The following is a 14610-nucleotide window of genomic DNA, read 5'->3' as shown; positions in this document are numbered from 1 at the left end:
TTCGGAGAGCATCTTTTTTTGTGCAAAAATCTTATGAAAGAAAAATAATTTTGCGATCCTGCTGAGGGTTTGTTACGATGACAAAAAAGTTGTCATTTTAAAGAGGGGGTTTTTATGGAAGAGGAAAAGCGCCGATTAATCATGTACGAAAAACTGATGGCTGAAATTGATCTTGGAATTCACGCCATTGATGATTCAGGAAAAACAGTTATATACAATCAAAAAATTTCCGACATCGAAAACATGAATCCGCAGGAAGTGCTTCATAAGCCGGTCAGAGAGGTCTTTAAGTTCAATGAAGGACAGGGGAGTACGCTGCATCGGGCAATGACCGAAGGGTATGATTTCCGCGACGAAAAGCAAACATACTTTAATAATAAAGGGGTAGAAATCACCACAGTGAATAATACCTTTCCTGTGATGCATCACGGGGAAGTCATCGGTGCGCTGGAAGTGACGAAAGATATCACGCGGCTGAAACGTCTCGTACAGGAAAATATGAATAATGGAACCCGGCGGTACAGATTCCAGGATATTATCGGAAGAAGTGAACCTTTAGAGGAAGTCATAGAACATGCAAAGCGGGCGACAAGAACAAATTCTTCTGTACTCATAGTTGGAGAAACAGGTACGGGAAAAGAATTATTTGCGCAAAGTATTCATAATGAAAGCAGCCGTTCTGCAGGTCCGTTTGTTTCGCAGAATTGTGCGGCGCTTCCGGAAAGCTTGATTGAAGGAATCCTGTTTGGTACAGCAAAAGGTGCTTTTACAGGAGCAGAAAACCGTCCAGGATTGTTTGAGCAGGCGGAAGGAGGCACGCTCCTGCTGGATGAAATGAACTCTCTCAGCCCGGATCTGCAATCCAAACTCCTCCGCGTTATTCAGGAAAAAACTGTTCGTAGAGTCGGGGATACCAAAGAAAGAAAAATTGATATCCGGCTGCTGGCAACGATGAATGAAGATCCGGTAGATGCGATTACCAATGGAAGGCTGCGGAAAGACCTTTATTACAGGTTAAGTGTCGTGTCTTTATTTGTTCCGCCTCTCCGGGAAAGAATGGAGGATCTTGCCCCTCTTTCAGAATACTTTATTTCCAAATACAATGATTTATTTCAGCTGGAAGTCGAGGGGATCAGCACAGAAGTCCGGAAATTGCTGGCATCCTATCACTGGCCGGGGAACATCCGGGAACTTGAACACGTAATTGAAGGGGCAATGAACTTAATAACGGAAGAAAAATATATTGAGTTTACACATCTGCCGCTGCAATTTAAAAGGAAACGTCCGCGTCCTCCGGAGCATAATGAGATTTTCCACGAAGAAGAAAGTACCCCGCTGTTAAAGGATTACTTATTTCAGCAGGAAAAAACGTTTATGCAAAGAGTATTAAAGGAACACAATTATAGGGTGCAGGAAACAGCAGCTGCGATCGGGATCAGCAGGCAAAGCCTGCAGTATCGAATGAAGAAGCTTGGTATTCAGAAGATAAGAGAGTAACATCTGCATTGCAGCAAGCATTAATTGTAAAAACTGCAGGTGCAAAAAAATTAGCATTACTATTTTGTCGATAGACAAAAAATTTTGCGTTTATTAAAATGAAAACACTTTCGCAGCACTGTTAAACAGTTGGCATCGTTTTTGCATTATATTTTAGGATGGAAGTAAGTTTTTAAGAAAGGGTGAGGAAATGGCTGCAACTACAAGTACTTCAGAAATTATTGAGCAGACAGAGAAACACGGAGCAAGAAATTATCATCCCCTTCCGATTGTTATCTCTCAAGCTGAAGGCGTGTGGGTAGAGGACCCGGAAGGCAATCGTTATATCGATATGCTGAGTGCTTATTCTGCACTGAACCAGGGACATCGACACCCCAAAATTATCCAGGCGTTGAAAGATCAGGCGGACAAAGTAACATTGACTTCCCGCGCTTTTCATAACGACCAGCTCGGCTTATTTTACGATAAAGTAAGTGCGTTAACAGGAAAAGAGCTTGTACTTCCCATGAATACGGGGGCAGAAGCGGTAGAGACTGCAATAAAAGCAGCCCGCCGCTGGGGCTATCATCAAAAAGGGATCGAAAAAGACCAGGCAGAAATAATTGGATGCCACGGTAATTTTCATGGCAGGACAATGACAGCGGTTTCTCTCGCTGCAGAAGCGAATGATACGTCAGGTTTTGGACCGATGCTTCCCGGCATTAAGACGATTCCTTACGGAGATCTGGATTCATTGAAAGAAGCAATCACACCTAACACAGCGGCATTTCTCGTAGAACCGATTCAGGGCGAAGGCGGAGTCGTTATTCCACCTGAAGGATTCCTGCGGGAAGCGCAGGCTTTATGTAAAGAACATAATGTTTTATTTATTGCAGATGAAATTCAAACAGGACTCTGCAGAACCGGCCAGACGTTTGCATGCGACTGGGAAGAAGTAGAGCCGGATATGTATATTCTTGGCAAGGCACTTGGCGGTGGGGTATTTCCTATCTCCTGTGTTGCAGCCAATGAAGAAGTACTCGGCGTTTTTGACCCGGGCTCCCACGGATCTACGTTTGGCGGGAATCCCCTGGGGGCAGCAGTCGCAATTGCCGCACTGGACGTATTGGAAAATGAAAAGCTCGCGGAACGTTCGCGACGGCTGGGAGAGTATTTTCGGGATCGTCTGCGGAAAATAGATAATGATAAGATAAAAGAAATAAGAGGAAAAGGTTTATTTATCGGTGTAGAACTTACCGTGCCGGCAAGATCCTACTGCGAAGAATTGAAGCAGGCCGGACTCTTATGCAAAGAAACGCGCGAAAATGTAATTCGCTTTGCGCCGCCGCTTGTAATATCAGAAGAAGATCTTGACTGGGCGCTGGAGCGCATTGAAACGACACTTGCAAAATAATTTATTAAAAAAAAGGAGAGATGTTTGATGTATACAGTATATTCTCATGAGCCATTTACAGATTTCACGAACGAAGAAAACCAAAAAGAGTTTCTCGAGGCATTAGCGGTTGTAAAAAAAGATATTGGGAAAGAATATCCGCTTGTAATCGGAGGCGAAGAAATCACTACAAAGGATAAGCTTGTAAGCACGAACCCGTGTGATACTTCTGAAGTGATCGGCAGTGTATCAAAAGCTACTCCAAAAGAAATTGATAAAGCTTTTGAAGCAGCAAAAGCAGCGTTCCCTAAGTGGAGCCAGACAAGCCATATTGCACGTGCAGAACTTCTTTTCCGCGCAGCAGCAATTATGCGCCGCCGCAAGCATGAACTTTCTGCGACAGTAGTAAAAGAAGCAGGGAAGCCATGGGTGGAGGCAGATATTGAAGTAGCAGAAGGTATCGACTTCCTGGAATACTACGGCCGTCAGATGATCGAAATGAAAGACGGCAAGCAGATTGAGAGCCGGGATGGAGAGAGCAATCAGTATCTTTATATGTCAGCGGGGGTAGCTGTAACGATTCCGCCATGGAACTTCTCTGCTGCAATTATGATGGGTACGACAGTAGCACCGCTTGTAACAGGAAATACTGTACTGCTGAAGCCGGCAGAGCCAACGCCGATTATTGCTGCGAAATTCGTAGACATTATGCGTGAAGCAGGCGTACCGGACGGCGTACTGAACTTTGTGCCGGGAGAGCCGCACGAAATCGGTGACTACCTTGTTGATCACAAAGATACTTCTATCATTACTTTCACTGGTTCTAAAGCTACGGGTCTCCGTATTCTTGAAAGAGCAGCAAAAGTACAGGAAGGGCAGCAGCACTTAAAGCGTGTTCTTGCAGAAATGGGCGGTAAAGATACGGTCGTTGTTGATGAAGGTGCAGATGTAGAAACAGCGGTAAGCGCGATTGTCACTGGAGCGTTTAACTTCTCCGGCCAGAAATGTTCTGCCGGTTCCCGCGCAGTCATTCACGAAAGCCTGTACGATGAAATTTCAAAGCGGGTAGTTGAAGAAACAGAAAAACTGACGCTCGGAGATACAGAGAACTATAATAATTACCTCGGTCCGGTAATTAACCAGAAAGCGTATGATAAAGTGACAAGCTATATTAAAGTTGGTAAAAAAGAAGGCAAGCTTCTTACTGGTGATGAGTCTGATGACAGCACAGGCTACTTTATCAAACCGACCATCTTCGGTGATGTTAAGCCGGATGCACGCATTATGAAAGAGGAAATTTTCGGTCCGGTACTGGCTCTTTGCAAATCGAAGAGCTATGAAGAAGCAATTGATATTGCGAACAACACAGAATACGGTCTCACTGGAGCGGTTATTTCCAATAACGTAGAGAACCTGGAATATGCGAAGAAAAACTTCCATGTTGGTAACCTCTACTTCAACCGTAACTGTACAGGAGCGATTGTTGGATACCACCCATTCGGCGGTTTCAAGCTTTCTGGTACAGACTCGAAAGCAGGCGGACCTGATTATCTGCTGCAGTATATGCTTCCAAAGTCTATTAGTCAGATGCTTTAATCAATACTTTTGCCCGGTGGATTTCCGCCGGGCATTTTTTATGAAGTAAGAGCATAATAAAAGGCATTCCCATTTTCATAACGGGAATGCCTTTTATTTTATTCAGGAGTTATTGTTAAAACTCCGCCTGGCAGTTCGAACTCAGTGTCTCCAGATGTCGCATAAGCATTAATCTGATAGCCGCGGGGAGTAAGCGGAGCGCCATCAATTGTCATATCCCAGCTGAAGCTGTGCATGCCGGGTGACAGATTTTCGGCAAAGGCAGTTTCAGTTAAAAGTTCCCCAGTTGCTGCATCACGAATGCGCAGATTAAAAGTATCTGCACCTCCAGGAACCTGCACCGTGCCGACTAGATTTCCACCTGCTAATCCTAATGATAAAGAATTAAGAAGCGGGTAATCCGGCTGCTGTACGAAAAGAATCGTAGGGACTTCAATTGTCTGTGCACCATCGCTCAAAAGGAAAGTACCTTCGTAGTACCCTGGCTCGAGATTGCTCGTGTCAACCTGTACACCGAAGTTAAGCTTCTGCGTTTTCCCTGGCTGTACTTGAAGGTTGTTGCTCGTCTGTACTTTGATACCTTGGTGACCAGTGAATTCAATGGAATAACGCTTTCTTTCATTGGAAAGATTGTTCACTGTAAACGATTGGCGTTCTACTTCCCGGCCGTTATCTTTCTCGAAAATCCCGAAAGAATGGCTGCCTGGTGTTACAAGCACTTCTGCATTGATTGCATCAAGCACACGAATACTGCCTGTGCCCTGTGAGTTATGCGGATATAAATTGCCATCGGCATCGTATAGATTTTCTGCTGTATTCATTAATGCTGCTTTTACAAAGTCTACGCTCCAGTCAGGATTTGCTTCCAGAATCAGAGCTGCAGCACCAGCTACGTGAGGTGCCGACATGCTTGTTCCAGAATTGGATGCGTAACCATGCGGAGCGGCCGCATTATGAGTCGGAATTGTACTCACAATAGATACACCAGGCGCGGAAACATCCGGCTTGATCATCCACGTGTCCATTGCTGGACCACGGGAAGAAAAGCTTGCCATAGTTTCACCGACAGCACGGTCAAATTCAATGTTAAAAGAAATAGTATTGTTGCCAGCTTCCAGTTCTGAAAGCAATACTGCACCGTCAGCCTGTGTCGTTCTAATCGTTGGAAGTGCCATTCCTGGAATTTCAGGGATTTCACCAGCAACGTTATTGTACATTACTACGCCAACAGCCCCAGCTGCAGCAGCATTTACTGCTTTGTCTGCAAAGGCAAATTCACCACGGCTGATAAGTGCAATTTTCCCTTCGAAATCTGTTCCTTCAAAATCAGCAGGAGCACCAAGTCCTGCATGCGCAAATTCAAACTCTCCTTCATTTAAAGCAAGAAGATCTTCTGCATCAGGGAAGCCCATTACCTTGGCAGAAGGATAGCTTACACCTTCAGAAGTGAAAATGTCTGCATTGTATAAATCATAAGGAAGCTGTGTAGCTCCTACAGAAATTGCCTCCCGTGATGTACCCGGGGAACCAACTGTCCAGTTATCAGGACCACTGTTTCCGTTGGAAGAAACTGCTACGACGCCATCTGCCATCGCATTATCAAGCGCGATGCTCGTCGCGAAATCAGGATTATTCGTTGTATTACCCAAAGAAAGATTCATAATATCTGCACCGTCTTCTACGGCACGTTCAATCCCTGCGATTACATTCTGCGTAGTTCCGCTGCCGCCTGGACCAAGTACACGGTAAGCAAGAAGGGAAGCATCAGGAGCTACCCCTTTAATCTGGCCATTTGCAGCAATAGTACCAGCCACATGCGTCCCATGGTTCGTAGAGCCGCCGCGCGGGTCACCTACAGGAGTTTCCTGCGGGTCGTTGTCGTTATCAACGAAGTCCCATCCCTTATAATCTCTAAAAGCATGTGCAAGGTCAGGATGCGTATAGTCAACACCAGTATCAAGGACAGCTACGGTAATCCCTTCTCCTGTATATCCGCTTTCCCATGCTTCATCTGCACCGATAAATGGCGCACTGTCCATCATTGCAGGACTGAAAGATTCAGGGTCTAAAAGCTCTGCCTGATTTTCAGCTTCATATGTTTCGTTGGGATAAACTGCTTTAATCCCTTCAACATCCAGCACCGCTGGAAGTTCATTTTGCTGTACTTCCAATGAAAATCCAGAGAATACGTGGTCATATTCCTGATTTACTTCACTGGAAGCAGCAGCTTGTTCTACTGCAGCAATTACTCTTTCCCGCTCACTCTCGAGCTGTTGTTTGGATTGGTTTTGTCCTTGCTGCTTTGCTTCTAATACAGAGACTTCCTCTAACTCAACAATTACTGTAACGGATTTTTCGGAGGATTGATCAATATCAAGATGTGCAGTGGCGGAACTGTCAGCACTTTCAGCTAAACCGATACCGCTGAAGCCGGATAATGAAAGCAGCAGAATTAAAGTAAATACAAGCATAGAACGAATTTTGCTTCTCATATCATGGTTCTCCCCTTTATTATGTATTTGAAATGAATTATGCAAACATAGTAACCTCCATCCTCCTTTGGAAAATTTTACTTTCAATATTTAGAATTTTACATATTCTATCAAAATAAATCTATTGAATTTTCAGAAATAAGAAAATACTCCTGATTTAAGCACGGAAACGCCGGTTAAGAAGCAAAATAGAAGAAAGTCACATGTATGCTGCAGTGTAATATTCACAATAGGAAAGCTGAAAATCTCGAGTGAATCTTTTAAATACTTAGAGTTGCGTAATATATAAGTATAAAATATAAGTCCTCATCAAGTGGAAAATCTAATTTCTGTAAGGTATATTTACACGATTCAAAAGTCATGACATCTCTGTCCTCAGAGGAAAAATATTTTTAGTTTCGAAGTAAATCACGTATTCATCTGCGCATTTTTATAAAATGAAAACAAAAACAACCACTGCCAGTGAGACAGTGGTTGTGTCTATTTATAAATATTTAATAAGTGTTATTCACGCGGTGGTGTAGGATCGCTAGGATCTTGTCCAGGGAATTCCGGACCGCGTTCGTCTTCGCTCGGAATACCGGAGTCACTGAGAGTTGAATCAGCTTTTCCAGGCTCGGTAGGGTTGGAAGGCTGTTCAGAGCTTTTACTCGGAGCTTCAGGGACGGCATTTGGATCGCCGGGTTTTTTGCTTTCTTTCTTCATTTTACTATCTAATTCCTGAAGTTTTACTTTTGCAAATTCACGGCCGCCAACACCAAAGGCAATCGCGAATGCCACAGCAAGTGCCCCAAGAATAAGAAGGAAGGCACTGTTAACGATCGAAGAAGCAAATTCAAGCTGATCAAACGCCATGAATGCTGCAAAAACGATTACTGTATATTTCACAAGTCCGGCATAAAATCCACTGTCTGCATATTTTCTGACCAGAGAACCAAGGTAGTGTCCACCAAACAGTCCAAGCAGTAAAATAATTAACGCACTTATCAGTAATGGAAGGAACGCGAGTATTGCTTCCCCAATATTATTTAAGACAGAAAGCTGAAGAACGCTTAACGCTTCTACAGTAAAGAATAAAATAATTAATACTTTTACTGTCTGTCCAAGTATGTTGGACGGCTGAAGAGAATTATTCTTCGGTCCATCAATTTGGAAAAAGCTGAATACCTGATTTACTCCTGTGCGGGCAAGCAGGCTTGTAAGCAGATCGCCAATAAATTTTGCAATATAGTACCCGATCAGTACGAGCGCAATCGCTACAAATACGTTTGGAATCATGCTGAGAATCATATTGAATACGTTATTAATCGGTTCCGAAATCATTTCTATGTTCAATGCTTCCAGCGCCACTGTAATAACTGGGATTAAAATTAAGATAAAGACAATATTCGCAAGGATAGAAGAAAGCTTCAGGCTGGAACCTTTTGCACTTTCTTTTCCATCTGCATTTGTAAATTTATTAAACCAGTGATCCAGTTTAAGACTTTCTAACAGATTAAATATAAGATCCTTTACTAATCGTGCTACAAAATAACCTACAATAAGAATAATAGCTGCAGCAAAAATGTTCGGCAGGAATGCCAGGAACGTTTCCATCATGTTTGTAATAGGTCCGGAAACTGCTTCCATGTTTAACGCGTCAAGAATACTTGGAAGGAATAAAAGGAACACTAAGAAATAAACTACATTTGCAATAGACTTTAAAATGTTCGCTCCCTGTTCCTCACTCTGCACAAGTGGTGTTTTTGCGAGCCCTTTATCAGCTCCGGCTTTGATAAGCCCCTTACTGATAGCTTTTTTCGCCACTACTGCAATTACCCAGGCAAGCAGTAAGAGAAGTAAAGCTACGACGACGTTGCCAAGTCCGCTAATCAAATTTCCGAGTAGACTTTGAAACTCATTACCTACATCATTCATTTAACGTACCTCCTCATTCTATAAGATACTAGTCCATACCTTCTAAGACGTTCGATAAAACATATATATTTCAAAAAAATGCATTCTTATGCAGTGGAAAAATAATTAAAGAACTGTGAGGGCTGTAATCGATCAATTCCCTGTATTAAGGACAGTACCAGCGCTGCATCTTCCAGGAGCAGCAACTGTAAAAATCTTTATTTATTTTCATGGCTTTAAAAGGTTATTATAACTACAATAAAATTTCGCTGCGGTTCGGTTTACTGGCAGGGAGACTTCCCGCTGTAGCGCGCAAAACGGTATTTTCCAACAAAGTAAAATAATAAATTAATCTCGATATGAAGGTGAGGACTGTAATAACGAATATTTAGAAGAGATGTTGAAGGAGAGAGGAAGCCCTAACGAAATTTTTATAACAGAATCAATTTCATCAGGGTGATTTTACAGAAAATTAATACCTTCGCTTTTAGCCTGCCGGCGACAGCGAAGTTTTTTCCTGTCATCTCTGAACGTGAAGAAAGCTAATATTAAAAAGCCAAAAAGCCCTGCTCTTCCTGATATTAGGAAGAACAGAGCTTTAAAGAAATATAGATGTATGATTAACAGCCTGGATGCGTAAACCATTTCCTGCACTGCAGGAAAGAATTTAACCCATCTTCGGACTGAATTCATTCGCAATTTGTTTTGATTGCTCATAACTTTTATTGCGTTTTTGTTCTACTTTTATAATTTTATCAATATCGTTCGTATACTCTTTTACTGTGTATCCATGGTTTTCATGCATGGATTTCTCAATAATTTCCGTGGTATCCAAAATAGCGCCTCCCTTCAAAAGCTTATTTACTGTATTGAAGGTAATATTTCCTGACAAGAGCAACCTAAAACCTTCCGCCGGCAAAATAAGTAAATGGGATTAGCGTTTGTTAACTTTTTGTGAAAAGCTTCTAAGGAAAAAGAAGGAAATGATAGGGCAGAAGACCTTGCAAAAAGAGGAAAAGTTAGCTGTGAGCGCAGCAGCGTATAAAACCTGCCCCAAACTACACTTACTGAGAATAGAATTAATAAACAGATAAAAAGTAAGTAAGATTTACTTACAAAAATATATTAATTCTGACTATTTCATTGTATATTATTTCCTACATAAGTTTATATTCATTTACTGTAAAAATAAAAAGGAGGATTCACGCGATGATAAAGACAAAACATGTATGGAAGCCGGCAACTGTCCCGGAAGCATGGATGCTTTCAAACAAATTCAAGGAAGAATGTTGTTTTGTCGCAGGTGGAACTTGGCTGCGGACGCAGTGGGAAGCTGCTGTGGCTGAAGAGCCGCCGCAGTTAATTTCGCTGGATGAAATAGCTGAATTAAAAACCGGAATTGAACTTCGTGAAAATGAAGTTGTCATCAGCTCCTTGGCACGTTTGTCTTTATTAATGAAAAATGTAACAGTGCGTAAAGAACTTCCTCTGCTGGCGCAGGCTTGTGCAAGGATTGCAGCTCCTTCTGTGAGAAATCAGGCAACCTTGGGCGGAAACATTTTAACAAAACTTGGGGATACGCTGCCTGTTCTGCTAATTTACGAAGCGAAGCTCTGCTGGTATGACGGATTGGGGTATTGCACAGAACCACTGGACGAGTGGCTGGAGAGCAGAAATAAAGAAACAAGAATTCTTGTTCAAATAAAAATTCCATTGCTGATAACTATGCATGATACGCTGCAGTTTTATATGAAAACAGGGAGAAGAGAAACCTTTATCCCTTCTCAAGTAACAGTCTCCGGATATGTAGGAATGAACAGCAGCGGAGATGTAACTGAAGCAAGAATCGCGGCGGGCGGAGGCAATGCCGTATCAAAGAGGCTGAAGGAAACTGAACAATTATTTTTGGAAGCTTCCACAAGAAGTTTATTCCCGGCAATGATCCATCAAAAAATCAAATCGGAGTTTCAACCTCCCGATGACGTGTTTGCTTCCTCCACATATAAAAAAAGAGCGGCTGCGAATCTAATTGTAAGCCAATGGTTTAAGAGGACAGGGACCCGAATTGCTGCGGATGAAACGTAAATAAGCATTAATTGATTAATGACCTCTTCAGAAAAAATTCTGAAGAGGTCATTAAATTATTGTTGAGTAAATAGATTCCAGGCTGTAAAAACATATTATACGAAGAGGACACAGGAACTAAATAAAAAGTAGAAATTTTTTCAAAAAGCAAATATAAATTTTAATGCAGCCAGGTTTATTCTTTAATTATAAGTGGTATAGAAACACAATTACTTATAAGGAGGAATTCTACTATGTTACGTACTATACTTATGGTTATTGGCGCGCTCGTGGTTATTAGCTTAATTATCAGCCTTCTTTAATCCGACATCATGAACTTATTTTAAATATTTCTATATCTGGAGAGTCTTGCTGCAGTGGTTAATTTTGCAGGGAGGCTCTTTTTTTAATCATCAGGAATTTGCAATTAAATGGGGCAGGTTGATTTAATACATAACTTAATGAAGTAACAGACAGCGACGGCTCCAGGAGCGTTTCCTGATCTGTACGCTGTCCTGCGTCTGGATTTTCGATGATACGGCAGAATAAGTTTTAAGCGGCCGATTTCTTCTGTGAAAAGAACTAGAAGAAGGCAGTGTCAATATTTGCATGTGTGAGGTTTTCCCTATGCCTTTCAAAAGAAAATATGCTATGATGACGTAGTAAAATTTATTTGTTCTAAATGAACAAAGGAGGATGCCGAAGTGGCTGAAGAAAAGAAAAAAGGTTCCTGGCTGATGCCGATTATTGTAGCGGTAGCTGTCGCTTTGCTGGTGCGCTCATTTTTTATTGCGCCGTATGTAGTAGAGGGAGCCTCGATGGAGCCATCTCTATATGATCGCGATCGAATTTTAGTAAACAAAACTACAACCTGGCTCGGGGAATTCGAGCGGGGAGATGTAATAATTATTGAAGGCGAAAATAACCGCCATTATATTAAAAGAGTAATTGCCTTACCCGGAGAAACTTTGGAAATGCAGGAAGGTTCTCTTTATGTAGAAGGAGAAGAAATTGAAGAGGAATACCTCGAAGATTTGACTCAGTATGAAGAATCGATCGAAGAAGTAACGCTCCCGGAAGACGAGTACTTTGTAATGGGAGATAATAGAAATAACAGTCTGGACAGCCGGAATGGTCTTGGCCATATTCAGGAAGAGGATATTGTCGGCCGTTCTGCAGTTGTATTCTACCCTTTCTCTAATGCACAAATAACGAATTAATTAAGAACCGCCGGCTTGAATCATTCAGCTGGCGGTTTTCTTTTGCGGCTGTGGAAGGTTTTCTGTAAATGTATAGGTCTTACAGGATTAATTGAAGTAGTGAATATGTTATAATATCAAGTGGTGTAAACGAACTCACACGATAAAGGAAGGTGTCCGCATGATCACAGAAGAACAGGTACGTAAAGTGTTGGAGGGCGTCCAGGATCCTCATTTGCATACATCATTGACTGAACTTGATGCAATTAAAGAAATTAAAGTAAAAGAAAAGCTGTTAAGTCTGAAACTTGCAATTGCTCAGCCGGGAACGGCAGAACAAATGCAGCTGCAGCAGGAAGTAGTAACCGCTTTAAAAGAAGCTGGGGCTGAGTCTGTAGGCCTGCGTTTTGAAAAGCTGCCGGACGAAGTAATTGCACAATACGGATCAGCAGGCGAAGAAGAAAGCAAGTCACTGCTGGACAGCACAGATAAAACCACCTTTATTTCTGTTACAAGTGGTAAAGGGGGAGTAGGTAAATCCACAGTTTCTGTAAACTTAGCGGTTTCCCTTGCTCGTCAGGGGAAAAAAGTTGGTATTATTGATGCAGATATTTACGGCTTCAGTGTTCCGGATATGATGGGAATTGAAGAGCGTCCTAAAGTAGTCGGAGAAAGAATTCACCCGGTAGACCGTTTTGGTGTACAAGTGATTTCTATGGGCTTTTTCGTAGAAGATAATTCACCGATTATCTGGCGCGGTCCGATGCTCGGGAAAATGCTCAATAACTTTTTCAACGAGGTAGAGTGGGACGATTTAGATTTTCTCATTCTGGATCTTCCGCCGGGTACAGGGGATGTGGCTCTTGATATCCATTCTATGCTTCCACAGTCGAAAGAAATTATCGTTACTACGCCGCACGCTACAGCAGCCTTTGTTGCAGCGCGTGCAGGTGCAATGGCGATAAAAACAGAGCATGAAATTCTTGGAGTAGTAGAAAATATGGCTTACTTTGAAAGTAAGGTAACTGGTGAAAAGGAATATGTATTTGGCCAGGGCGGCGGCGACAAGCTTGCCGAAGAATTGAAGACAAGCGTTCTGGCACAGGTGCCGCTTGGTCAGCCGGATCATAATGAAGAAGTGTTTGCGCCTTCTATTTATGATGAGACGCATCAAATTGGACAGCTATACAAGGAACTCGCTGCACAGGTAATTAACAAAACAGGCAAATAAGATGAAGAAGCTGCTCTGACAATCAATAACACTGTCAGGGCAGCTTTTTAAAATGAAGCCTGGAGAAGCAATGGATCAAATGGAGATGTGACAAGGCAGTGAAAACAGTAGATAGAATGGGGTGCTTCTGCTACAATAGACGCTGGATACATCCGTGATAGGAGGAGCAAGCGTGAATACAAGAAAAGTAGTATTTTTATTTAATTCCACGCTGTTAATCGGAACAACCTTTGGATTTCTCATAGGATTTATTCTTGATTTTCAGACACATATAAATGATATCAGCAACCTGCGTTTTGGTGGTATTGCGATGATAGCAATAACAGCTGGAATATGGACAGTTATTGCTCAAATGGGCTTTTTTGCGTATTTAACTATCCATCGTTTCGGGCTGGGGATTTTCAAAACGGCATCTTTATGGAATAAAGTGCAGGTCGTTATTATTGCATTCGCTTTATTTGATCTTATGTTTTTCCGTCATCTTCTGTTTGCAGAAGAAGGAGAGTCCATGCTTGGTTACGCATGGATGCCGCTGCTGCTGCTGACCTATGGCCTGATTGTGGCCTACATTAAGTCAAAGGACACAAACTTCACTGCTTTCGTTCCTACGCTGTTTTTTATGGTTGTAGTAACTACGATTGAATGGGTTCCAGCTTTAAGCGAAAATGATTTTACATTTTTAATCAATGCAATCGTACCGCTTCTTGTAGCGAACACATGGCAGATACTAGTACTCCACCGACTGCACGCACAGCCGAATGGACGCCAGCCGACAGTGCTGCAGGATCAAGAGAGAAACAAGCAGATAACGCGTAAAACGCAGGAAACAAAAAGCAGAAAAAAAGCCAGGTGAAAAAAAGTCCTGAAAACAAATGTATTTCAGGACTTTTTTATTTGGATCAGCGCATCTTTAAAATACAATAATGGAATTGCTGGGAGAAGATAAGGGAGAAATTTATCCGTTCAAAAAATTTTTTTGAAAAAATTCGCTGAACCCCTTGCCAAGTAACCATAATGTATAGTAATATACAAAATGTCCTAACAAGACAGAACCAAATAACCTAGTGACGATAGCGGTGAGGTCACACCCGTTCCCATGCCGAACACGGAAGTTAAGCTCACCAGCGCCAATGATAGTTGGGGGCTCTCCCCCTGCGAAAGTAGGACGTCGCTAGGTACTTTTTTTATTTATCCTTTTTTAAGTTGACCGGAGAGAAAGACGGCAGCTGACGCAGAAATGCGAAGGTGATCGCTTTCTGAATC

The 14610-nt window shown here is 42.2% G+C and carries 10 protein-coding genes and 1 rRNA gene; 8 read left to right on the top strand and 3 right to left on the bottom strand.

The window, feature by feature from the left end; translation table 11 throughout:
* The first annotated feature begins 114 nt into the window (after positions 1-114).
* The 3 genes from BLP92_RS08420 (at position 115) to pruA (ending at position 4465) form a co-directional block, all read left to right on the top strand.
* Positions 115-1497, top strand: a complete 1383-nt coding sequence (locus BLP92_RS08420; RefSeq protein WP_090842508.1) for a sigma-54 interaction domain-containing protein — start codon at positions 115-117, stop codon at positions 1495-1497.
* Positions 1498-1687: 190 nt separating this feature from the next.
* The gene (locus BLP92_RS08415; protein WP_090842506.1) at positions 1688-2890 is read left to right on the top strand and encodes an ornithine--oxo-acid transaminase; all 1203 of its coding nucleotides are present in this window, start codon (positions 1688-1690) and stop codon (positions 2888-2890) included.
* 27 nt (positions 2891-2917) lie between these two features.
* On the top strand, positions 2918-4465 hold the full coding sequence (pruA, locus tag BLP92_RS08410; protein ID WP_090842504.1) for an L-glutamate gamma-semialdehyde dehydrogenase: 1548 nt from the start codon (positions 2918-2920) through the stop codon (positions 4463-4465).
* 98 nt (positions 4466-4563) lie between these two features.
* Here the strand turns inward: pruA and BLP92_RS08405 are convergent, their stop codons facing one another.
* From BLP92_RS08405 to BLP92_RS18005, 3 genes are all read right to left on the bottom strand, one after another.
* Complete coding sequence (locus BLP92_RS08405) at positions 4564-6957, bottom strand: S8 family serine peptidase (RefSeq protein WP_090842502.1); 2394 nt, start codon at positions 6955-6957, stop codon at positions 4564-4566.
* Between the two features lie 504 nt (positions 6958-7461).
* The gene (locus BLP92_RS08400; RefSeq protein ID WP_090842500.1) at positions 7462-8874 is read right to left on the bottom strand and encodes a mechanosensitive ion channel; all 1413 of its coding nucleotides are present in this window, start codon (positions 8872-8874) and stop codon (positions 7462-7464) included.
* Positions 8875-9520: 646 nt separating this feature from the next.
* A complete protein-coding gene (locus tag BLP92_RS18005) occupies positions 9521-9688 on the bottom strand; it encodes a YuzK family famiily protein (protein ID WP_175444222.1) in 168 nt (55 codons plus the stop codon).
* A gap of 374 nt (positions 9689-10062) precedes the next feature.
* On the opposite strand from BLP92_RS18005, the gene BLP92_RS08395 reads away from it, so the two are divergent.
* From BLP92_RS08395 to rrf, 5 genes are all read left to right on the top strand, one after another.
* Complete coding sequence (locus tag BLP92_RS08395) at positions 10063-10938, top strand: FAD binding domain-containing protein (RefSeq protein ID WP_090842498.1); 876 nt, start codon at positions 10063-10065, stop codon at positions 10936-10938.
* A 683-nt stretch (positions 10939-11621) separates the two neighbouring features.
* Complete coding sequence (gene lepB / locus BLP92_RS08390; protein WP_244516735.1) at positions 11622-12137, top strand: signal peptidase I; 516 nt, start codon at positions 11622-11624, stop codon at positions 12135-12137.
* A gap of 160 nt (positions 12138-12297) precedes the next feature.
* Positions 12298-13347, top strand: coding sequence for a P-loop NTPase (locus tag BLP92_RS08385; protein ID WP_090842497.1), 1050 nt, complete (start codon positions 12298-12300; stop codon positions 13345-13347).
* Between the two features lie 172 nt (positions 13348-13519).
* On the top strand, positions 13520-14200 hold the full coding sequence (locus tag BLP92_RS08380; protein WP_090842495.1) for a KinB-signaling pathway activation protein: 681 nt from the start codon (positions 13520-13522) through the stop codon (positions 14198-14200).
* A gap of 207 nt (positions 14201-14407) precedes the next feature.
* Positions 14408-14524: ribosomal RNA gene (gene rrf, locus BLP92_RS08375) — 5S ribosomal RNA — on the top strand.
* Positions 14525-14610 lie beyond the last annotated feature (86 nt).

The organism is Alkalicoccus daliensis (assembly GCF_900103955.1).
GTDB lineage: Bacteria > Bacillota > Bacilli > Bacillales > Salisediminibacteriaceae > Alkalicoccus > Alkalicoccus daliensis.
The sequence above is the reverse complement of the archived record's forward strand: the minus strand, read 5'-3'. Positions and strand labels throughout refer to the sequence as shown.

Coding starts and splice junctions, on each gene's coding strand:
- BLP92_RS08420 (WP_090842508.1), top strand. CDS start 115: ATGGAAGAGGAAAAGCGCCGATTAATCATGTACGAAAAACTGATGGCT.
- pruA (WP_090842504.1), top strand. CDS start 2,918: ATGTATACAGTATATTCTCATGAGCCATTTACAGATTTCACGAACGAA.
- BLP92_RS08415 (WP_090842506.1), top strand. CDS start 1,688: ATGGCTGCAACTACAAGTACTTCAGAAATTATTGAGCAGACAGAGAAA.
- BLP92_RS08405 (WP_090842502.1), bottom strand. CDS start 6,957: ATGAGAAGCAAAATTCGTTCTATGCTTGTATTTACTTTAATTCTGCTG.
- BLP92_RS08395 (WP_090842498.1), top strand. CDS start 10,063: ATGATAAAGACAAAACATGTATGGAAGCCGGCAACTGTCCCGGAAGCA.
- BLP92_RS08400 (WP_090842500.1), bottom strand. CDS start 8,874: ATGAATGATGTAGGTAATGAGTTTCAAAGTCTACTCGGAAATTTGATT.
- BLP92_RS08385 (WP_090842497.1), top strand. CDS start 12,298: ATGATCACAGAAGAACAGGTACGTAAAGTGTTGGAGGGCGTCCAGGAT.